Genomic DNA, 19,130 nt, shown 5'->3' with positions numbered 1-19,130 from the left:
TGCCAGCGACGCCTCCGTCAGGCTGGTCTTGGAGAAATCCAGCAGCATCTCGCCAAACCGCGCCGAGAATTTGGCAAAGCGAGCAGCGTCGGCGGCGAAGAGATCCTTGATGGACGGCGCCGCCCGCGCCTCGGTCTCCAGACTGGCCCAAATCTCCTGGCTCATCGCGCCTACCTCCCTGCCTGACGCGTCCCTTTTAGCCGCCCGACCGTGGCGGCATTACGGCAAATTCATGCCTCGTCCAGCCGCACGCCGGGATGGAAAAACGCGTACACCGCCCGCGCGGTGGCGCGGTTGATGCCATCCACCGCCTCCAAATCCCTCAGCCCCGCGCCGCGCACCTCTCGCGCCGAGCCGAAATGCAACAGCAGCGCCTTCTTGCGCGCCGCGCCAATGCCGGGGATCTCGTCCAGCTCCGAGGTGGTGATCTTTTTGCTGCGCGCATTGCGGTGGGTGGTGATGGCGAAGCGGTGCGCCTCGTCCCGCAGGCGTTGCAGGAAGTAAAGCACCGGGTCACGCGGCGGCAGCTGGAAGGGGTCGCGCCCCTCCATATAAAACCATTCCCGCCCGGCATCGCGGTCCGGCCCCTTGGCGATGCCGACCAGCGGAATATCCTCCAGCCCCAGCTCGGCCATGATCGCCTTGGCCGCCGAAAGCTGCCCGGCGCCGCCATCGATCAGCACGAGGTCCGGCCAGTTTTCCGACGCCCGGTCCGGGTCCTCGGCCAAGGCGCGGCCGAACCGGCGCTCCAGCACCTCGCGCATCATGCCGAAATCATCGCCCGGCGTGATGGCGCTCTTGATGCCGAATTTGCGATAGGCGGATTTGTTGAACCCCTCCGGCCCAGCCACCACCATCACGCCATACGCGTTGGTGCCCATGATATGCGAGTTGTCATAGGTCTCGATCCGCTGCGGCGTCTCCGGCAGGCCGAACAGCTCCGCCACGGCGGCCAGCAGCTTGCCCTGCCCGGCGCTCTCGGCCAGCTTACGCTCCAACGCTTCGCGCGCATTGGTCGCGGCGTGCATCACCACATCATGCTTTTCGCCCCGCTGCGGCACCAGCACCGCCACTTTCCGCCCCGCCTTCAGCGACAACGCTTCCGCCAGCAGCTCCTCCTCCTCCGGCACGTGGTTGAGCAGGACCTGCGGCGGCGGCGGCTTGTTGTCGTAGAATTGCGAGATGAACGCCGCCAGCACCGCTCCCGGCTCGTCCCCCTTGGTGTTGGCGGGGAAGAAGCTGCGATTGCCGTTATTGCGCCCGCCACGGATGAAAAACACCTGCACGCAGCTCTGCCCCGCGGCCTGGTGCAGGGCGATGACATCGGCATCGCCCAGGCTGGCCGGGTTGATCACATCGGTGCTCTGCACCTGCGTGAGCCCGCGGATGCGGTCGCGGATTGCCGCCGCGCGCTCGAACTCCAGATGCTCTGCCGCCTCCTGCATGGCGGCCGCGAGATCCTTCTGGATCGCACTGGTTTTTCCCGACAGGAACGCCTTCGCCTGCTCCACCAGCGTTTCGTAATCCGCTTCCGAGATCCGCCCGACGCATGGTGCGCTGCAGCGTTTGATCTGAAATAACAGGCAGGGCCGGGTGCGGTTGGCGAATACCGTGTCCTCGCAGGTGCGCAGCAGGAACACGCGCTGCAAGGCCTGCACGGTTTGATTGACCGACCAGGCCGAGGCAAACGGCCCCCAATAGCTGCCCTTGCGCGTCTGCGCGCCACGATGCTTGGCCAGTTGCGGGTAGGGGTGATCCTCGGTCAGCATCAGCCAGGGATAGGATTTATCATCGCGCAATAAGATATTGTAATGCGGCTGTAACCTCTTGATCAGGTTTGCTTCCAGCAGCAGCGCCTCGGCTTCGGTGTGGGTGGTCACGATCTCCATCGACACCGTTTCCGACACCATCCGGCGCAGGCGCTCGGGCAGGCGAGCAAGCTGGGTATAAGCCACCACCCGCTTTTTCAGATTGCGCGCCTTGCCGACATAGAGCGCCTCGCCCTTGGCGCCCAGCATCCGATACACGCCAGGGTTGCCGGGCATCGTGCGCAACGCCGTCTCAATCACGGTGACTCCGACCGCCGACGGCTTATCCACACTCATCGTGATAACCCTGTGGATAAGTGTGTGGACACTGCGCCAAAAGCCGGGACAACCCGGATTCGGCCAGCAAAAGCCGCATTTCGTCCGTTTGGCTTATTACCCAGAGTTAACACGCTGATATCAATACATTTTTTCAGAAACAACCGCGCAGCCAAAGGCCTGAAATCAACCCCAAAACACGTTGAATCCACACCAATTCGGGCGGTGGAAAACTAATCGTTGCGGCGCTCGATTTCCACGCCCGCGGCGACCGCGTCGGCGAACACGTCGAGCTTTTCCACACAAACCCGCACCAGCCGGACCCGGCGATCAGCCAGGCAGATCTCGGCTAGGCGCTCTGCCAAGGTCTCCACCAGTTGCACATGGCCCGAGGTGACGGCGGCGCGGACATTATTCACGATGGATTCGTAATCCACGACCCGCGCCAGATCATCGGCGCCGACCGCCGTGCGGGAGAGCCGCTGCGCGCCGTCATCCGCCACGCCAAGGTCGAGGTTGATGCGGATGCGCTGGCAGCGCTCATGCTCATGCGGGTGCACGCCAATGCTGGCATCGAGCACCAAATCGCGGATAAACATCCGGCGGGTGGCGCGGGTGGCATCGGCATAACGGGGATATTCCATGGCCCGGTGTTTTGCGCTCCTGGCGGGTCGAAGGCAATCTCCACCCCGGCCACAAAGCACCTCCCGACACCGGATTTTTTGGCCTAAACCGGCGTAGAACCAATCCAGCGGAGGATGTGGATGCGCAAGACATGGTTAGCCCTCGGGTTGTTGCCGGCGCTGGCCTGGGCCGGGCCGCCCGCCGGGGTGAGCGTGCAGCACCCCTGGGTGCGCTACCTGCTGCCCAACATTCCGGCGGGGGCCTACCTCACGCTGACCAATAACGGCGACACCCAGGCCGTGCTGACCGGCGCGCATTCGCCCGCCTGCGGCATGTTGATGCTGCACGAGAGCGTGAATAGCGGCGGCACCTCGATGATGATGGCGGTCTCCAGCCTCACCGTCCCGGCGCATGGCAGCATTGCCCTGGCCGAGGGCGGCTACCATCTGATGTGCATGCAGCCAAAAATGCGCGTCGGCGCCGAGGTGCCAATCACGCTCGACTTCCAGGACGGCACCAGCCTGGACCTCACCGCACCGGTCTACGGCCCCTCGGGCGCGCCGTGAGGCGTCTGGCCGTTCTGCTCTGCCTGCTGCCCTGGGCCGCCCGCGCCGCGCCCTCGGGGCAGGACATCGTGCTGCACGGCAACAGCAACGGCGCCCTGCCCTGCGCCGCCTGCCACGGGGTGAACGGCGCCGGCAAACCCGCCACCGGCGCTCCCGCTTTGGCTGGCCGGCCCGAGGGCGAGATCGAGGCCGAGCTGGCGGCGATGGCCCAGGGCAAGGGCGGCAACGCGCTGATGCGCTCCATCGCCCACGCGCTCAGCCCGGCCGAGGCCGAGGCCGTGGCCGCCTATTTCGCCGCGCTGCCAAAACCCTGACCGCCCCAGGTTGTCCGCCCGCCCGCGACGGAATAAGGAACGCCAACAGAATTTGTTGTGAGAGGATTGCGCTATGCCGGATGCCACGCAGCTGGATTACAAGGTCAAGGACATCTCGCTGGCCGAATGGGGCCGCAAGGAGATCGAGATGGCCCAGGACGAGATGCCCGGCCTGATGGCGCTGCGCGAGGAGTTCGGCACCTCCAAGCCGCTCTCCGGGGCGCGCATCGTCGGCTGCCTGCACATGACCATCCAGACCGCCGTGCTGATCGAGACGCTCACCGCGCTCGGCGCCTCGGTGCGCTGGTCGTCGTGCAACATCTTCTCCACCCAGGACCACGCCGCCGCCGCCATCGCCGCCGCGGGCATCCCGGTGTTCGCCTGGAAAGGCATGAGCGAGGACGAGTTCTGGTGGTGCATCAACCAGACCGTGACCGGCCCGGATGGCTGGACGCCCAACATGATCCTCGACGATGGCGGCGACGCCACCAAGCTGATGCACGACAAATACCCGGAGCTGCTGGCCCATGTGCGCGGCATCTCGGAAGAGACCACCACCGGCGTGCACCGGCTGTGGGACATGGCGCGCACCGGCGAGCTGAAGGTCCCGGCGATCAACGTGAATGACTCTGTGACGAAGTCGAAATTCGACAATCTCTATGGCTGCCGTGAGAGCCTGGTGGACGGCATCCGCCGCGGCACCGACGTGATGATGGCCGGCAAGATCGCCGTGGTGTGCGGCTTCGGCGATGTCGGCAAGGGCTCCGCCGCCAGCCTGCGTAACGCGGGCTGCCGCGTGATGGTGACCGAGATCGACCCGATCTGCGCCCTGCAGGCCGCCATGGAAGGCTATGAGGTGGTGACCATGGACGACGCGGCGCCGCGCGGCGATATCTTCGTCACCGCCACCGGCAATGTCGATGTCATCACCGCCGACCACATGCGGGCGATGAAGCACCGCGCGATCGTCTGCAATATCGGGCATTTCGACAGCGAGATTCAGATCGAGGCGCTGCGCAACTACCAGTGGGTGAACATCAAGCCGCAGGTGGACGAGGTGGTGTTCCCCGATGGCAAGCGCCTGATCGTGCTCTCTGAAGGCCGCCTGGTGAATCTCGGCAACGCCACCGGGCACCCGAGCTTCGTGATGTCCGCCAGCTTCACCAACCAGGTGCTGGCGCAGATCGAGCTGTGGACCGCGCCCGCCGGCAAGTATGAAAACAAGGTGTACGTGCTGCCGCGCCATCTCGACGAAAAGGTCGCGGCGCTGCATCTGGCCAAGGTCGGCGCCAAGCTGACCGCGCTCACCCAGAAGCAGGCCGATTATCTGGGCCTGGAGGTGCAGGGGCCGTTCAAGCACGATCTCTACCGCTACTGATGCGCAGCTGGGGCGGCATCCTGGCCATTGTCGGGCTCGGAATCCTGACCGGCGGGATGCTGTTCTTCGGCGCGGTGATGGCGCCGCTGGTGTTCACGCATCTGCCGCTGCCGGTGGCGGGCGCGTTCATCCGCGCCGCCTTCCCCTGGTATTACGGCTTCGTGCTGGCCAGCGCGGCGCTGGCGGGACTCGGGTTGCTGCTGCAACGCAAAGCCGCCGCAGCGGGGCCGGGGGCGGTGATCGCCGTCACCCTATGGTCGCTGCTCTGGCTGCTGCCGCATATGGACGCGCTGAAAGCCGCCAACAACGCCGCCGGGTTCGCGTTCTGGCACAATGTCTCGGTCTGGCTGAACGGCGCCGAGCTGTTCGCGGCGCTGCTATTGCTGATCCGCGCAGCTGCGGTCAAAGACCGCGATGAGGCTCGTCCGCGCCGTCTCCCGCAGGCAGGCATCGGCCTGTAGCATCGCCAGCATCTGCGCGCTAGCGCTGCGGCTGGAATCATCCGCGCCGATTGCCGCCAGCACGATGCGCCGCTCGCCCCGCAGATCCACAGCCTGCCCCGGATGGATGAGCATGATCCGCATGTCATCCGGTGCGGCGGCGATGAACGGGCCCGGCACGCCCACCCCATCATTGCCAAACGGCACCAGCACCAGCGCGCCCGGATACGCCGCCGCCGCGCGCGCCGCCAAACCCTGCGGCTGCGCGGTGGCGGGCGCGAAGGCCAGCCCCGCGATGGCCGCCGCCTGCACCGCCAGCATCGCCGCCAATAGCAGGCGCGGCAGGGCGGGGGCCAGCAGCAACGCCAGCCAGGGCGTGGCGAAGGCGAGGTAGCGGATCTCGATCGGCGTGTTGTGGAAGACCAGCCCGAGCAGCAGCAGCCCGGCCGGGGTGGCCAGGGCCAGCAGCGCGAACAACCCCGCTTGCGCGTGCCGGCGCCGCGCCACATAGCCCAGCCCGGCCAGCAGCAACCCGAGCAAGCCCAGCATCACGGGCACGGCAAACGCCCCGGCATAAACCGGCAATCCGCCAAACACCGCCGCCCCGGCATCGCGCGCCAGCACCGCCAATGCGTGGCGCATGTTGAACGGCACGAACTGCCCCACCCGCGAATGCCGCTGCGCCAGGAAGAACCAGAAATCCAGCGCCAGAAACGGCGCCATTCCGGCCAGCGCCACCGGCACCAGCCGCCAGCGCGTGGCGGCCAGCCAGAGCAGCGCCCCGCCCGCGGTGAACACCGCCAGATAATTGCTGAAACTCGCCGCGCCAAACACCGCCCCGCCCGCCAGCGCCAAGCCCCAACGCCGCGCTTGCGCCGCGCGGAAACACAGCAGCACGCCGCCAATGTCGCAAAGCTGCGCCAGGGCGAAACCGCGCGCGACGATGCCGGTATAGGCAAACCCGTAGGAGAACAGGGTGAGTGCCAGAGCGGGCAGCACCGGCACCACCGCCGCGGCCGCCAAGCGCGCCAGCGCCGCCAGCCCGCCCAGCGTGAACAGCACCGACAGCACCCGCGCCGCGAACCAGGACGGCCCCCAGATCCGCCGCCAAACCTCCAGCGCCCAGAAATACAGCGGCGGATGCACATCCCCCACGCGTAGATCATGCGCGATCCGCCCAAACCCCGCGCCACCCGCATACAGGCCACGTACGGCGGCAGGCGAAAACACGCCCTGCGGCCAGGCGGGGCGGGCATGCCCGGCGGCGAGGAAGAGGGAATAGGCTTCGTCATATTCTGGCGGGCGCAGCCAAGCGAGGCCGAGCAGCAGCACTGCCGCCGCCAGGATGAACAGCGCGAGACGCTGGCTATTCATCCTTGAGCGCGCGGCTCATCAGCGCCGCCATGGTCTGCGGCACGGTCATCTCCCCAGCCAGCAAGCTGGTGACGGCGGCGGTGATCGGCATTTCCACCCTGGCTTGCGCGGCGCGGGCGAGCAGGGCGGGGGCGGTGGTCACGCCCTCGGTCACGCCGCTGCGCCCGCCGAGGATTTCGGCCAGGCTCCGCCCCTCGCCCAGCGCCAGCCCGAGCGAGAAATTCCGGCTGCTGGGGCCGGTGCAGGTGAGCAGCAGATCGCCCATGCCGGACAGGCCCGACATCGTCTCCGCCTTGCCGCCCACCGCCACCGCGAGGCGCGAAATCTCGGCCAGGCCACGGGTGATGAGCGCCGCGCGCGCATTTTCGCCCAGCCCGGCGCCGATCACCACGCCCGCCGCGATGGCGATCACGTTTTTCGCCGCCCCGCCCAGCGCCGCGCCGATGATGTCGGCGCTGCCGTACAGGCGCAGCGTATCGGTGCGCAGGGCCGCCATCAGCCGGGCGCGCAGCGCGGCATCGGGCGCGGCCAGCACCGTGGCGGCCGGCAGCCCGGCGGCGACCTCATGCGCGAAGTTCGGCCCGCTCAGCATGGCGGCCGGGCGGCCCGTCACCAGCTCGGGCGGCAGTTTCAGCGTGCCGGTTTCCAGCCCCTTGCAGCACAGCACCAGCGGCGCGCCGTTTTGCGGCAAAGCGGGCAGGGTCCCGCGCAGATGCTGCATCGGCACCGCCAGCAGCAAAATATCCGCCTCCGGCATCTCATGCGTCAGGCGCAGCGCCGGCGGCAGCACCGCCCCTTTCAGGCGTGGATTCTCCCGCGCCGCCGCCATCTCGGCCAGCTTGGCGGCATCACGCGCCCACAGCGTCACATCCTTCCCCGCCCGCGCCAGCAACACCGCCAGCGCCGTGCCCCAGGCCCCGGCGCCGATCACGGCAATCGACTCACTCATGGATCACCCTTTCGATCAGGCTGGAACAGCCCGGCTCGCCCAGCGCGGTTTCGCACGCGGCCAGCACCGGCGCCGCCTCGGCCTCAAACCCGTAAGGCGGATTCACGACCAGCAGGCCGCAGCCATTGAGCCGTCCGGGGTCGGTATCCGGGCGGCGCAGGAATTCCACAGCGACCACATCCCGCAGCGGCGTTAATTTCAGACTCTCGAAAAACGCGCGCACCGGGGCGCGGTGCTTGATCGGGTACCACACCACGAACACCCCGGATTTGAACTTCCTCCAGCCCGCCAGCAGCGCCGTCTCCACTGCGGCGAATTCGTCCGTGCGCTCGAAGGGCGGGTCGATCAGCACCAGGGCACGCTTCTCCGGCGGCGGCAAAAAGGCGCCGATGGCCTCGTAACCGTCGCGCTCATGCACCGCCACGTTTTCCGCCCCGCGCATGGTCCGGCGCAGTGTGGCGGCGTCCTCGGGGTGCAGCTCGCAGGCGATCAGCCGGTCCTGCGGCCGCAGCAGCGCCGCCGCCAGCGCCGGGGAGCCGGGATACAAGCCGAGACGCTGCACCAACCGCACGTAATCAGCCAAGGCGGGCGGCGGGGCGTCGAGCAGGCGGCCAATGCCGTCGCGCCACTCGCCGGTTTTTTCCGCCTCCACCGAGCGCACGTCATAACGCCCGATCCCGGCATGGGTGTCGAGCAGCAGAAAGGGCTTGTCCTTGCGCTGCATGGCGCGGATCAGCGGCAGCAGCAGGGCGTGCTTCATCACATCGGCGAAATTACCGGCATGGTAGATATGGCGGTAATTCATGGAGTGAGCTGGTCCAGCGGCCAACGGGGCTTGCAGGGGGCATCGAGCCCGCTCACCTGCCCGGCGCGCAGCCGCTCCTGCGCCGCCCAGGCGACCATCACGGCGTTATCGGTGCACAGGCGCAGCGGCGGGGCGATCAGCGGCTTGCTGGCCTTGGCCGCCACTTCGGCCAGCCGGGCGCGGATCGCGCTATTGGCCGCCACGCCCCCAGCGATGATGACCGCCGAGGCGTCCGGGCAAAGCGCCAGGGCATGGACCAGACGGTCACCGAGAATATCCGTCACCGCCGCCTGGAAGCTGGCGGCGATATCGGCGGCGCGGGCGCGCGCCAGCGGGCCGGGCGGCTCGGCGGCAACCAGCTGCACCACAGCGGTTTTCAGCCCGGAGAAGGAGAAATCACAGCCCTCGCGATGCAGCAGCGGGCGGGGCAACGCCACGGCGGCGGCATCGCCCTCGCGCGCCAGCGCCTCCAGCGCCGGGCCGCCGGGGTAAGGCAGGCCGAGCAGCTTGGCGGATTTGTCGAAGGCCTCGCCCACCGCGTCATCCAGCGTGGAGCCGAGCAGCCGGTAGCGCCCCACGCCCTCCACCGCCACGCATTGGCTGTGCCCGCCCGAGAGCAGCAGCAGCAGATAAGGAAATCCCGGCTGCACCGGCGCCAGCCCCGGCAGACGGGCGGTGAGCGCGTGCGCTTCCAGGTGGTTGAGGGCCAGATACGGCTTACCCGCCGCGATCGCCGCGCCCTTGGCGTACCCCGTGCCGACCAGCAGCCCGCCGATCAGCCCTGGCCCGGCCGTGCCCGCGATGGCGGCGAGATCAGCGAACCCCAGCCCGGCTTCGCCCAGTGCGTCTTTCACCATGGCATCCAGCGCCGCCAGATGCGCGCGCGCCGCGATTTCGGGCACCACCCCGCCAAAAGCCGCATGATCGGCGATCTGGCTCAGCACGCGCTCGGCGAGAATCCGTCCATCCGGCGCCAGAATCGCGGCGGCGGTTTCGTCGCACGAACTCTCTATGCCCAGCACCGGCCCGCCGGGGGGGTGCGGCTCACCTTTTCTTTCCATGCCGCACGCTCTAGACCAGCCACGTGAAAACCGTAACACCCAATGTGAAGCCGCATCGCCGTAACCTGCCGCTGAAGGTGGGCACGCGCGGTTCGCCGCTGGCCCGCCAGCAGACCGAGACCTTCCTGGGCCTGATCCGCGCCGTCTGCCCCGCCATGGGCCGCACGGAGATGTTCGAGGAGCACATCATCACCACCACCGGCGACGCGGTGCAAAACCGCCCGCTCGCCGAGATCGGCGGCAAGGGGTTGTTCGCCAAGGAGATCCACGACTCCCTGGCCGCCGGGCGGATCGATTTCGCGGTGCACAGCCTCAAGGATCTGGAAACCACCCTGCCCGAGGGCATCGCCCTGGCCTGCACGCTGAAGCGCGAGGATGCGCGCGACGTGCTGATCCTGCCGCCGGGACGCACCCCCGCCGATCCGGCTGACCCTTATGGCGCGCTGCCGCATGGCGCCACGGTGGGCTCGGCCTCGGTGCGCCGCCAGGCGCAGATGAAATATGCCCGGCCCGACCTCAATTTCACGCTGCTGCGCGGCAATGTCGGCACGCGGCTGGCACGCATCGAGGCGGCGGAGCTGGACGGCACGCTGCTCGCCCAGGCCGGGCTGAAGCGGCTGGGGCTGGTCCCGCAATCCAGCGTCGTGCTGAGCCCCGAGCAGATGGTGCCCGCCGCGTGCCAGGGCATTGTCGGCATCACCGTGCGCACCGCCGATGAAGATCTCTGGGAGCTGCTGGCCGCGATCGAGGACCAGGAGGCCAAGGCCGTCTCCCGCGCCGAGCGCGCCCTGCTGGCCACGCTGGACGGCTCCTGCCGCACCCCGATCGGCGGCTATGCCCGGCTGCTGGAAAATGGCGCGCTGCACCTCACCGGGCTGGTGGCGCGGGCCGATGGCTCCTTCCTGCTCAAGCGCAGCCTGACCGGCGCGGCGGATGACGCCGAGCGCCTGGGCCGCGAGCTGGGCGAGTCGCTGAAGGCCGACAGCCCGCCGGATATCTTCCTGCCGTGAAGCTGCTGGTCACCAGGCCGGAGCCGGGGGCGAGCGCCACGGCGGCGCGTCTGGCGGCCATGGGGCACGAGCCGGTGGTGCTGCCCTGCCTGACGATCCGCACCACCGCCCCGCGCCTGCCGGAAAAACCGGCGGCGCTGGTCATCACCAGCGGCCAAGCCGTGCCCGCCTTGCCCGCGGCGCTACATCACGTTCCCGCCTTTTGCGTGGGCGACGCCACCGCCGCCAAGCTGCGCGAGGCCGGGTTCACCCGCGTCGAGAGCGCGCGCGGCAATGCGGATGATCTGTTCCGGCTGATCGCGGCGCGGCATGTGCCGGGGCTGCATCTGCTCGCGGTGGGCGAGCGGCACGGCTTGGCCCTGGCGGCAAGGCTGCGCGAAGCCGGCATCAAGGTGCTGCGCCGCAAGGTCTACACGGTCACGCCCACTCGCCGCCTGCCGGAGACCGTGGCGGCGGCGCTGGCGGGCGGCGACATCGTCGGCGCGCTGTTTTATTCCGCCGAAACCGCCCGCGCCTTCGCCAGGCTGAACCCGCCCGGCACGGCGGCGATCACGGCCTATGCGCTCAGCAAAACGGTCGCGGAGGCGTTACAAGACTTGCCCTGGGCGCAAATCCGTGCGGCAGTAGCGCCAACGGAAGCGGATTTGATGGCATTGCTGGCATGAGTGACACCGAAACCCCGAACGAAACGCCCATTCCCGAGGCCGCCCCGGCTGCGCCGCCCACCCCGGCCAGCGCCGCCGCGCCGCCGGTATCCCCCGCGCCGCGCCCCCGGCGTTCAGCGTGGCCGGTGGCGTTCATCCTTGGCTTTCTGGTGCTGGCCGGGGGCGAGGGGTATCTCTGGGCCAACCAACGCGCCCATCAGGCCGACGCCACCGAACTCGCCGTGCTGCGCGCGCAGCTCGACGATCTGCGCGCTGCCGCCGCCCGCGCCGCCCCGGCGCCGGACAGCGTGACCGTGCAAGCCGATCTGACGCAGAAATTCGCCGCACTGGCCGCGCAGGTGAACGCGATGCAGGCGCAGCAAGCCGCCGATCACGGCCAGCTTAGCCAGGTGCAGGCCAACACGGCTGATCTCGGCAAGCTGACCACCCGCATGGCGCTGCTGAACGACCTCGCGGCGGCGCGCCTGGCGCTGGATGCCGGGCAGCCGCTCGGCGTTATTCCCAACGCGCCGGACGCTCTGGCGCAATTCGCCAGCACCGCGCCACCGACCGAGGCGGCGCTGCGCCAGAGCTTCCCCGCGGCGGCAACGGCGGCCGCGGCAGCCAGCCTTTCCACCAATGGCGAGGCCGGGTTCTGGGCGAAGGTGAAGCTACGGCTGGAGGGCATCATCACCATCAGCAACGGCAACACCGTGCTGTTCGGCCCGCCCGCGCAGGCGGTGCTGAACCAGGCGAAGGCCACGCTGGACGCGGGCGATCTCGCCGGGGCGGTGGCGGCGCTGCAGGCGCTCAGCCCGCCCGCGCAGGCGGCGATGGCGCCCTGGCTTGCCCAGGCCAAGGCGCTGCTGGAGGCCCGGGCGGCCCTCACCAGCATGGCACAAGGCGCGTAGGCCGATGCTGCGCGCGGTGAAATTCATGCTGCTGGCGGCGGTCCTGCTGGCCCTCGCCTGGTGGGTGGGTGGGCTGCCCGGCAGCGTCACGGCCCATGCCGGGCCATATGTCGTCACCACCTCCACCCCGGCGGCGCTGCTGCTGCTGCTGCTCATCGCGCTGCTGCTCACCGTGCTGTTGCGGGTGCTGGGCGGAATCCGCCGCGCACCGGGGCAATTCGGCGCCTGGCGGGCGGCGAAGCGGGCGGCGGCGGGCGAAGCGGCGACCCTGCGCGGGCTGGCCGCCCTGGCCGCTCAGGATGCCCGCGCCGCCAAGGCCGAGGCCGCCAAGGCGCTGAAACTCGCCGGCGAAACCCCGCTGGCCCTGCTGCTCAGCGCCGAAGCCGCGCGTCTGGCTGGCGACGCCACGCAGGCGAAGAGCGCCTTCGCCAAGCTCACTCAGCACAAGGAGCTGAAATTCCTTGGCCATCGCGGCCTGCTGCGCGCCAGCCTGGAAGCGGGCGAGCATGACGCCGCGCGCCAGCATGCCGAGGCGGCGGAGACCGCCTATCCCGGCGCCGCCTGGACCCGCGCGCAGCGTCTGGACCTGGCCCTGCGCACCGGAGATTACGCCGCCGCCCTGGGGCTGACGCAGGACAAGCATGAGATCGCGGCGCTGGCCACGGCCGCCGCGCGGCAGGCCACCACCCCAGCACAGGCGCTCGCCTTCGCCAAGCGGGCGGTGAAGGCCGATCCGCTCTTCGCCCCGGCCGTGGCGGCGCTGGCCAATGCGCTCCGGGCTTTGGGCAAAGAGCGCGCGGCGAAGAAGGCCCTGCGCGCCGGATGGGAAGCCGCGCCCCACCCGCTGCTGGCCGAGGCGTGGACACCCGCCGACGCCACGCCGCTGGAACGCGCGAGAGAGGCGCCGGAACTGGCCGCGGCCAATCCCGGCCATGTGGAGTCTGAATTACTGCTGGCGCAGGCCGATCTCGCCGCCAAGCTGCCCGGCGAGGCCGCGCGCCACGCCCAGGCGGCACTGGAGGCCGGGGGCGATGATGGCCGCGCCCAGGCGATCCTCGACCAGTTGGCGGGTAAACCGGCGCAGCCCTCGCGCTTCGCCTGGCTCTGCGACTCCTGCCATCACGCGCAGCCCGATTGGGCGCCCGTTTGCCCCGTCTGCCACAAAATCGGCTCGCTGCGCTGGCGCGCCCCCGGCACGGCGCTGGTGTGAGCCCCCGGCGCAGGACCGCGCCTGCCCGGCTCGCCGCCCTGGCGCTCGCCTGCGTCCTGGCGCCCGCCCCCCACCCCGCCGCCGCGCAGGATTGCGGCAGCGTTGTCATCCCCACCGGCATCGGCATCTCCGCCGGGGCGGACATCACCTCCTTCAACCCGCTGCTCGCCAATTCGCTCTACAACACCGCCGCCGCGGGCATGATGTTCGAGGGGCTGATCTGGATCAACGGCCGCACCCTGCAAATCGACTGGCCGCGCAGCCTCGCTACCTCCATCACGCCCTCCGCGAACGGCGAGGTCTACGATGTGAAGCTCCGCCCCTGGCATTGGTCGGATGGCGTGCCGGTCACCGCCGATGACGTTGCCTACACGTTCAACCTGATCAAGGCGCTCGGCCCCAGCTATGCCGGGTATGGCGCGGGAGGCATGCCGGATATCGTGCAATCACTCACCGTGCTCGGCCCCGAGGAATTCCGCGTGACGCTGAAACGCCCGGTGAACCCGCAATGGTATATCTATAACGGCCTCAGCCTGCTGCTGCCGCTGCCACGCCATGCCTGGAGCCGCTTCACGCTGGACCAGATCTTCCAGAGCCAGAGCGAGCCCGGCTTCTTCCAGGTGGTGGATGGCCCGCTGCGTCCGCAGCGCCTGGATATCGGGCAGGATCTGGTGATGACACCAAACCCGCGCTGGGAGGGCCCGCCTCTGCATCTCTCGCGACTGGTGTGGAAATTCGTGGAGGGCGACGGCGCGGCGCTGCAACAGGTGGAATCGGGCGAGCTGGACATGGCCAACGCCCCGATGGGGCTGTGGAACGCGGTGCAGCATCTGCCCGGCATCCGGCTGATCAGCCTGCCGCCGGGGCTGAGCTATGATGAAATCGAGCTGAACCTGCGTAACCCGCGCGCCGCCTTTTTCCGCGATGTGCGCGTGCGCCAGGCGATGGCCGACGCGATGAACCAGCGCGAGATGATCGCGCTGATCGACCACGGGCATGGCCAGGAAATCCGCGCGCCGATACCACCGCAACCACCCACCTATTTGCCCCCGGCGATGCAAGCGGGGCAGTATCCGGTCGGCTACGATCCGCAAAAAGCCATATCCCTGCTGCAACAAGCCGGTTTCAGCCGCGGCCCGGACGGGATCATGCGCCGCCAGGGGCAACGCCTCTCCTTCACCTATCTCAGCCTCGCGGGCAATGCGGGCTCGGCGCAGATGACGGTGATGGTGCAGGATTATCTGCGCCGGGTGGGCATCGAGATGAAAGTGCGGGAGATCGAGTTCAACCAGCTCGTGGCGCTGCTCAACAACCCGCATGGTGATTGGGAGGCCGCCGGGCTGGGCGAGACGATCTCCGCTTATCCCACCGGCGAGGATCTGTTCGGCACCGGCGCCTTCGCCAATGCCGGCGGCTATTCCGACCCCGAGATGGACCGGCTGATCGCGCAGAGTACCGACCAGCCGGGGCTGCAAGGGCTGTATGACTACGCCACCTATGCCAGCGCGCAGCAGCCGGTGATCTTCATGCCCGTGGGCAGCGCCACCATCCTGGCCCGCGCGCGCATCCGCGGCGTGGAGGATTTCGTCGATCCCGTCTACAATTATTACCCTGATAAGCTCTATTGCCCCGAGGCCGCGGCGCCATGATCAGCATGATCCTGCGCCGCGCCGCCTCCTCCAGCCTGTCGGTGTTCGTGCTGGTCACGCTGGTGTTCTTCATGGCGCATCTCACCCCCGGCGGCCCGGCCTATTCGATCCTGGGGCAGAAGGCGACGCTGGCCTCGGTGGCGCAGGTGAACGCGCGGCTGGGGCTCGACCAGCCCTTGCTGAAGCAATACGGCATCTGGTGGTGGCATCTGGCGCATGGGCAGCTCGGCTATTCCTATCTGCTCAACCGCCCGGTCGGCGCGCTGCTGTGGAGCTATGAGCGCAACACGCTGGTGTTCTACAGCGCCGCCATCACGCTCAGCACCGCGCTCGCGATCCTGCTCGGCCTCGCGCAGGGGGTTTGGTTCGGACGCTGGCCGGCACGGCTCATCGGCGCCTTCCAGCTTGGGTTTTACGCCGCGCCGCCCTTTTTCGTCGCCGCCATGCTGGTGCTGTGGTTCGCGGTGCAGCTCGGCTGGCTGCCGGCCAGCGGCATTACCGATCTGCGCAGCGCGCATCCGGGCCTTGGCGCCTACGCCGCGCATCTGGTGCTGCCGGTCACCACCGTCACCCTGCTCACCGTGTCGCCGCTCTCGCGCTATTTCGGCGAGGCGGTGCATGAGGAGCTGGGCAAGGATTACGTGCGCACCGCCAGGGCCAAGGGCGTGGGCTTCCTGCGCATCCTGTTCGCGCATGTGCTGCGCAACGCGCTGCGTCCGCTCGTCACCATGCTCGGCCTGTCCTTCCCTTACATCTTCACCGGCGGCGTCATCGTCGAATCCGTGTTCAACTATCCCGGCCTCGGCTGGCTGATGTGGCGCTCGGCCCTGGCGCAGGATTATCCGGTGTTGATCGCGATCGTGCTGATCATCGGCCTGCTCACCGTGATCGGCAATCTGCTGGCCGATCTGGTAAACGGGCTGCTCGACCCGCGGGCGAGCTATGAATAGGCCGCGCGGGAGCCTCGCCGCCGGGCTGGCGCTGGGCGGGCTGATCCTGGCCCTCGGGCTGGTGGCGCCGTTTCTCTATCCGGCCGATCCATACGCCCTCCACCCCGCGCAGGCGTTGCAGGCGCCGAGCCTCGCCTTCCCCCTCGGCACCGACGAGCTGGGGCGCGACAATCTGGCGCTGGTGCTGGCGGGCGGGCTGGCGACGCTGGTAGTGGCGCTGCCCGCGGCGGCGCTGGCCTTTGCCGCCGGGCTGGCCTACGGGCTGCTCGCCGGGCTGGCGCCGCCCTGGGCGGATAAAATCCTGATGCGCCTGCTCGATGTGGTGCTGGCCCTGCCGAGCCTGATCGTGCTGCTGTTTTTCGCCGCGCTGGTGCCGCTCAACAATACCAGCCTGATCCTGCTGCTCGGCCTGATCTCCTGGCCCGGCTTGGCGCGGCTGGTGCGCAACGAGACGCGCGCCCAGCGCGGGCGCGATTTCATCTTCGCCGCCGAGCAGGCGGGGGCCGGGCGGCTTTACCTCGCGCGCGCGCATCTGCTGCGCGTCATCGCCCCGGTGCTGGTGGTCAACGGCACCTTCATGGTCGGCGACGCGATCTTCGCGCTCTCGGCGCTGAGCTTCCTTGGCCTCGGGGTACAGCCGCCGCAGGTGAGCTGGGGCAGCCTGCTGGAAACGGCGCTCAACATCATCGCGCTCGACCCGTGGTGGCTGATCCTGCCGCCCGGCCTGCTGGTGTTCGGCTCGCTGCTGGCAGCCTCGCTCACCGGGCAGGGGCTGCTGCGGCGCTGGGGCGAGGCGCGATGAGCCCGGTGCTGGAGATCCGCAATCTCTCCGTGGCGCTGCCGCGCGGCGGCGCGGGGCTGGTGAAGGTGCTGGAGGATTTCAGCCTCGCCATCGCCCCGGGCGAGATGCTGGGGCTGGTGGGCGAGAGCGGCTCGGGCAAGACCATCGCGGCGCTCTCCATCATGCGGCTGCTGCCGCCGGGGGCGGCGCTCAGCGGCGAGATCCGGCTCGGCGGGCAAAACCTGGCCCAGGCCAGCGAGGCCGAGATGCGCCGCGTGCGCGGCAAGCGCATCGGCATGGTGTTCCAAAACCCGCTGGCGGCGCTCAACCCCTCGCGCAGCGTGGCGGCGCAGATCGCCGAGGCGTGGCGGGTGCATGAGGGCGGCTCGGCCCGGGCGGCGCGGGCCAGGGCGCTGGACCTGCTGGGCGAGGTCGGCATCCCCAACCCCGCCGCGCGGCTGGATGACTACCCGCACCAATTCTCCGGCGGCATGCGCCAGCGCGTGATGATCGCCATGGCGCTGGCCTGCGCGCCGCAATTGCTGATCGCCGACGAACCCAGCACCGGGCTGGACCCGCTGGTGGCGGCGCAGATCATGGCGCTGATCACGCGGCTGCGCCGCGAGCGCGACATGGCGGTGCTGTTCGTCACGCACGACCTCTCGGTGGTGCGCGACCATGCCGATTCCATCCATGTGCTCTATGCCGGGCGCAGCGCCGAATGGGGCGGCGCGCGGGATTTCTTCGCCCAGCCCCGGCACCCCTATAGCGAGGCGCTGCTCGGCGCCGTGCCGCGGCTCGGGGTGGCGCGGCTGCGCACGATCCCCGGCGCGCTGCCCGAGCCCGAGGCGCGGCCGCCCGGCTGCCGCTTCGCCCCGCGCTGCGCCTATGTCCGCCCCGATTGCACCGCCACGGACCCGCCGCCGCTGCGAGCGGGCGGCACGCACGCCGCCTGCCTCTACCCGCTGAGCGCCGCGCCCCCCGCCGAACCCGCCCCGGATTTGCCCGCCGGGGAGCGCCGCTACCTGCCGCTGCTCCAGGCGCGGGCGCTCGGCGTGCGCTACCCTGGCCATGCCGCCCCGGCGCTGCAAGGCGTGTCGCTGGAGCTCGGGCGCGGCGAATGCCTGGGCATTGTCGGCGCCAGCGGCTCCGGCAAATCGACGCTGGGGCGAGCCATTTTGCAGATGCAGCCGCATACCGGGCAGGTCACGCTAAACGGGCAGGATGTAACGGCCTTGCGCGGCGCGGCGTTGCGCGGCTGGCGGCGGCGCTTGCAAGTGGTGTTCCAGGACCCGCGCGAATCGATGAACCCGCGCATGCGCGTGGGCGAGATCATCGCCGAGCCGCTGGTGCTGCAAGGCCAGACCGCGCGCGCCGCCAATGCCGCGCGGGTGGCCGAGTTGCTGAACAATGTCGGCCTGAGCGCGGAGATGGCGAGCCGCTTCCCCGCCACGCTCTCGGGCGGGCAGGCGCAGCGCGTGGCCATCGCGCGCGCCCTGGCGGCGCAGCCGGAGCTGATCGTGCTGGACGAGCCGACCTCGGCGCTCGATGTCTCGACCCAGGCGATGCTGCTCAACCTGCTCAAGGCTCTAGGGCGGCGGCTCGGGCTGTCCTACATCCTCATCAGCCATGACTTCGCCGTGGTCAGCTACATGGCCGACCGCATCGCCGTGCTGCGCGAGGGGCAGGTCGTGGAAACCGGGCCGGTGGCGCGGCTGATCAGCGCGCCGCGCGACGCCTATACCGCCGCGCTGGTCGGCGCGGCGCGGCGCTGAACTCAGGCCTTACGGAGCAGAAACAGCCCCTGCTCGCCAAACAGATTGGCCAGCCGGCGCGAGCGGCGCCAAGGCGTGCGCAGCCCCTGCTCATCCGCCGCCAGCCAATCTTCGACGATATAGCCATCCTGCGCGCACAGGGCGAAGAAATCGCCGATCGTGCAGGGGTGGATGTTCGGCGTCTCATACCACATGCGGTTCCAGCCCGCCGTCATCGGCATGCGCCCCTTGGCGAGCAGTTGCACGCGCAACGACCAATGCCCGAAATTTGGGAAGCTGACGATGACATGCGTGCCGATGCGCAGCATCTGGGCCAGCACCTCGCGCGGCTTCTCCACCGCTTGCAGCGTGCGCGAGAGGATCACATAATCAAACGCGCCGTCAGGATAAGTAACAAGCTCGGTATCCGCGTCGCCCTGCATCACCGGCACGCCATGCGCCACGGCACGCTGCACCTCCTGCATGTCGAGCTCGATGCCGCGCGCGTCGCAATTCTTTTCGCGGTAGAGATGGTCGATCAGCGTGCCGTCGGCGCAGCCGATATCGAGCACGCGCGAGCCGGGCGCCACCAGATCGGCGATCAGCTTGAGATCGACGCGGATCTT

Annotated in this window: 19 protein-coding genes; 12 read left to right on the top strand and 7 right to left on the bottom strand. The window is 69.3% G+C overall.

The window, feature by feature from the left end:
* Positions 1-230 precede the first annotated feature (230 nt).
* Both uvrC and LI953_RS12050 read right to left on the bottom strand, forming a co-directional pair.
* Positions 231-2,105, bottom strand: coding sequence for an excinuclease ABC subunit UvrC (gene uvrC, locus LI953_RS12055; protein ID WP_227076334.1), 1,875 nt, complete (start codon positions 2,103-2,105; stop codon positions 231-233).
* A 212-nt stretch (positions 2,106-2,317) separates the two neighbouring features.
* The gene (locus LI953_RS12050) at positions 2,318-2,728 is read right to left on the bottom strand and encodes a dihydroneopterin aldolase (protein ID WP_227076333.1); all 411 of its coding nucleotides are present in this window, start codon (positions 2,726-2,728) and stop codon (positions 2,318-2,320) included.
* Between the two features lie 120 nt (positions 2,729-2,848).
* On the opposite strand from LI953_RS12050, the gene LI953_RS12045 reads away from it, so the two are divergent.
* From LI953_RS12045 to LI953_RS12030, 4 genes are all read left to right on the top strand, one after another.
* Complete coding sequence (locus tag LI953_RS12045) at positions 2,849-3,274, top strand: copper chaperone PCu(A)C (RefSeq protein WP_227076332.1); 426 nt, start codon at positions 2,849-2,851, stop codon at positions 3,272-3,274.
* On the top strand, positions 3,271-3,588 hold the full coding sequence (locus LI953_RS12040) for a c-type cytochrome (protein ID WP_227076331.1): 318 nt from the start codon (positions 3,271-3,273) through the stop codon (positions 3,586-3,588). The genes LI953_RS12045 and LI953_RS12040 overlap by 4 nt, the downstream gene beginning before the upstream one ends.
* 73 nt (positions 3,589-3,661) lie before the next feature.
* Entirely contained in the window at positions 3,662-4,966 is a 1,305-nt protein-coding gene (gene ahcY, locus LI953_RS12035; protein ID WP_227076330.1) for an adenosylhomocysteinase, read from the top strand.
* Positions 4,966-5,427, top strand: a complete 462-nt coding sequence (locus LI953_RS12030; protein WP_227076329.1) for a DUF4149 domain-containing protein — start codon at positions 4,966-4,968, stop codon at positions 5,425-5,427. Before ahcY ends, LI953_RS12030 begins: the two co-directional genes overlap by 1 nt.
* Here the strand turns inward: LI953_RS12030 and LI953_RS12025 are convergent.
* From LI953_RS12025 to tsaD, 4 genes are read right to left on the bottom strand one after another with little or no spacing between them, the layout of a single operon-like run.
* Positions 5,344-6,780: a glycosyltransferase family 39 protein gene (locus LI953_RS12025; RefSeq protein WP_227076328.1), complete on the bottom strand. Its 1,437-nt coding sequence runs from the start codon at positions 6,778-6,780 to the stop codon at positions 5,344-5,346. The two genes, LI953_RS12030 and LI953_RS12025, sit on opposite strands and share 84 nt — an antisense overlap.
* On the bottom strand, positions 6,773-7,729 hold the full coding sequence (locus LI953_RS12020; RefSeq protein WP_227076327.1) for an NAD(P)H-dependent glycerol-3-phosphate dehydrogenase: 957 nt from the start codon (positions 7,727-7,729) through the stop codon (positions 6,773-6,775). Before LI953_RS12020 ends, LI953_RS12025 begins: the two co-directional genes overlap by 8 nt.
* Positions 7,722-8,534, bottom strand: coding sequence for a 23S rRNA (adenine(2030)-N(6))-methyltransferase RlmJ (locus LI953_RS12015; RefSeq protein ID WP_227076326.1), 813 nt, complete (start codon positions 8,532-8,534; stop codon positions 7,722-7,724). The genes LI953_RS12020 and LI953_RS12015 overlap by 8 nt, the downstream gene beginning before the upstream one ends.
* Positions 8,531-9,595, bottom strand: a complete 1,065-nt coding sequence (gene tsaD, locus LI953_RS12010) for a tRNA (adenosine(37)-N6)-threonylcarbamoyltransferase complex transferase subunit TsaD (RefSeq protein WP_227076325.1) — start codon at positions 9,593-9,595, stop codon at positions 8,531-8,533. The genes LI953_RS12015 and tsaD overlap by 4 nt, the downstream gene beginning before the upstream one ends.
* A gap of 23 nt (positions 9,596-9,618) precedes the next feature.
* On the opposite strand from tsaD, the gene hemC reads away from it, so the two are divergent.
* The 8 genes from hemC to LI953_RS11970 are packed head-to-tail and all read left to right on the top strand — an operon-like array spanning position 9,619 to position 18,525.
* Positions 9,619-10,605 (top strand): hydroxymethylbilane synthase, encoded by a 987-nt coding sequence (hemC, locus tag LI953_RS12005; RefSeq protein WP_227076324.1) that lies wholly within the window; start codon positions 9,619-9,621, stop codon positions 10,603-10,605.
* Positions 10,602-11,270: a uroporphyrinogen-III synthase gene (locus tag LI953_RS12000; protein WP_227076323.1), complete on the top strand. Its 669-nt coding sequence runs from the start codon at positions 10,602-10,604 to the stop codon at positions 11,268-11,270. Before hemC ends, LI953_RS12000 begins: the two co-directional genes overlap by 4 nt.
* Positions 11,267-12,160, top strand: coding sequence for a hypothetical protein (locus LI953_RS11995; RefSeq protein WP_227076322.1), 894 nt, complete (start codon positions 11,267-11,269; stop codon positions 12,158-12,160). The genes LI953_RS12000 and LI953_RS11995 overlap by 4 nt, the downstream gene beginning before the upstream one ends.
* 4 nt (positions 12,161-12,164) lie before the next feature.
* Positions 12,165-13,370 (top strand): heme biosynthesis HemY N-terminal domain-containing protein, encoded by a 1,206-nt coding sequence (locus LI953_RS11990; protein WP_227076321.1) that lies wholly within the window; start codon positions 12,165-12,167, stop codon positions 13,368-13,370.
* Positions 13,367-15,019 carry a peptide ABC transporter substrate-binding protein gene (locus tag LI953_RS11985; RefSeq protein ID WP_227076320.1) on the top strand — a complete coding sequence of 551 codons (1,653 nt, stop codon included), beginning with the start codon at positions 13,367-13,369 and terminating at the stop codon, positions 15,017-15,019. Before LI953_RS11990 ends, LI953_RS11985 begins: the two co-directional genes overlap by 4 nt.
* A complete protein-coding gene (locus tag LI953_RS11980) occupies positions 15,016-15,969 on the top strand; it encodes an ABC transporter permease (RefSeq protein WP_227076319.1) in 954 nt (317 codons plus the stop codon). Before LI953_RS11985 ends, LI953_RS11980 begins: the two co-directional genes overlap by 4 nt.
* Positions 15,962-16,771, top strand: a complete 810-nt coding sequence (locus LI953_RS11975; RefSeq protein ID WP_227076318.1) for an ABC transporter permease — start codon at positions 15,962-15,964, stop codon at positions 16,769-16,771. The genes LI953_RS11980 and LI953_RS11975 overlap by 8 nt, the downstream gene beginning before the upstream one ends.
* On the top strand, positions 16,768-18,525 hold the full coding sequence (locus tag LI953_RS11970) for an ABC transporter ATP-binding protein (protein WP_227076317.1): 1,758 nt from the start codon (positions 16,768-16,770) through the stop codon (positions 18,523-18,525). The genes LI953_RS11975 and LI953_RS11970 overlap by 4 nt, the downstream gene beginning before the upstream one ends.
* Positions 18,526-18,527: 2 nt before the next feature.
* On the opposite strand, the gene metW is transcribed toward LI953_RS11970, so the two are convergent.
* A complete protein-coding gene (gene metW, locus LI953_RS11965; protein ID WP_227076336.1) occupies positions 18,528-19,127 on the bottom strand; it encodes a methionine biosynthesis protein MetW in 600 nt (199 codons plus the stop codon).
* Positions 19,128-19,130 lie beyond the last annotated feature (3 nt).

Source organism: Acidocella sp. KAb 2-4 (genome assembly GCF_020567705.1).
Taxonomy (GTDB): domain Bacteria; phylum Pseudomonadota; class Alphaproteobacteria; order Acetobacterales; family Acetobacteraceae; genus Acidocella.
This window is presented reverse-complemented; position numbering and strand designations above follow the sequence as displayed.

Coding starts and splice junctions, on each gene's coding strand:
- uvrC (WP_227076334.1), bottom strand. CDS start 2,105: ATGAGTGTGGATAAGCCGTCGGCGGTCGGAGTCACCGTGATTGAGACG.
- LI953_RS12050 (WP_227076333.1), bottom strand. CDS start 2,728: ATGGAATATCCCCGTTATGCCGATGCCACCCGCGCCACCCGCCGGATG.
- LI953_RS12045 (WP_227076332.1), top strand. CDS start 2,849: ATGCGCAAGACATGGTTAGCCCTCGGGTTGTTGCCGGCGCTGGCCTGG.
- ahcY (WP_227076330.1), top strand. CDS start 3,662: ATGCCGGATGCCACGCAGCTGGATTACAAGGTCAAGGACATCTCGCTG.
- LI953_RS12030 (WP_227076329.1), top strand. CDS start 4,966: ATGCGCAGCTGGGGCGGCATCCTGGCCATTGTCGGGCTCGGAATCCTG.
- LI953_RS12025 (WP_227076328.1), bottom strand. CDS start 6,780: ATGAATAGCCAGCGTCTCGCGCTGTTCATCCTGGCGGCGGCAGTGCTG.
- LI953_RS12020 (WP_227076327.1), bottom strand. CDS start 7,729: ATGAGTGAGTCGATTGCCGTGATCGGCGCCGGGGCCTGGGGCACGGCG.
- LI953_RS12015 (WP_227076326.1), bottom strand. CDS start 8,534: ATGAATTACCGCCATATCTACCATGCCGGTAATTTCGCCGATGTGATG.
- tsaD (WP_227076325.1), bottom strand. CDS start 9,595: ATGGAAAGAAAAGGTGAGCCGCACCCCCCCGGCGGGCCGGTGCTGGGC.
- LI953_RS11995 (WP_227076322.1), top strand. CDS start 11,267: ATGAGTGACACCGAAACCCCGAACGAAACGCCCATTCCCGAGGCCGCC.
- LI953_RS11990 (WP_227076321.1), top strand. CDS start 12,165: ATGCTGCGCGCGGTGAAATTCATGCTGCTGGCGGCGGTCCTGCTGGCC.
- LI953_RS11980 (WP_227076319.1), top strand. CDS start 15,016: ATGATCAGCATGATCCTGCGCCGCGCCGCCTCCTCCAGCCTGTCGGTG.
- LI953_RS11975 (WP_227076318.1), top strand. CDS start 15,962: ATGAATAGGCCGCGCGGGAGCCTCGCCGCCGGGCTGGCGCTGGGCGGG.
- LI953_RS11970 (WP_227076317.1), top strand. CDS start 16,768: ATGAGCCCGGTGCTGGAGATCCGCAATCTCTCCGTGGCGCTGCCGCGC.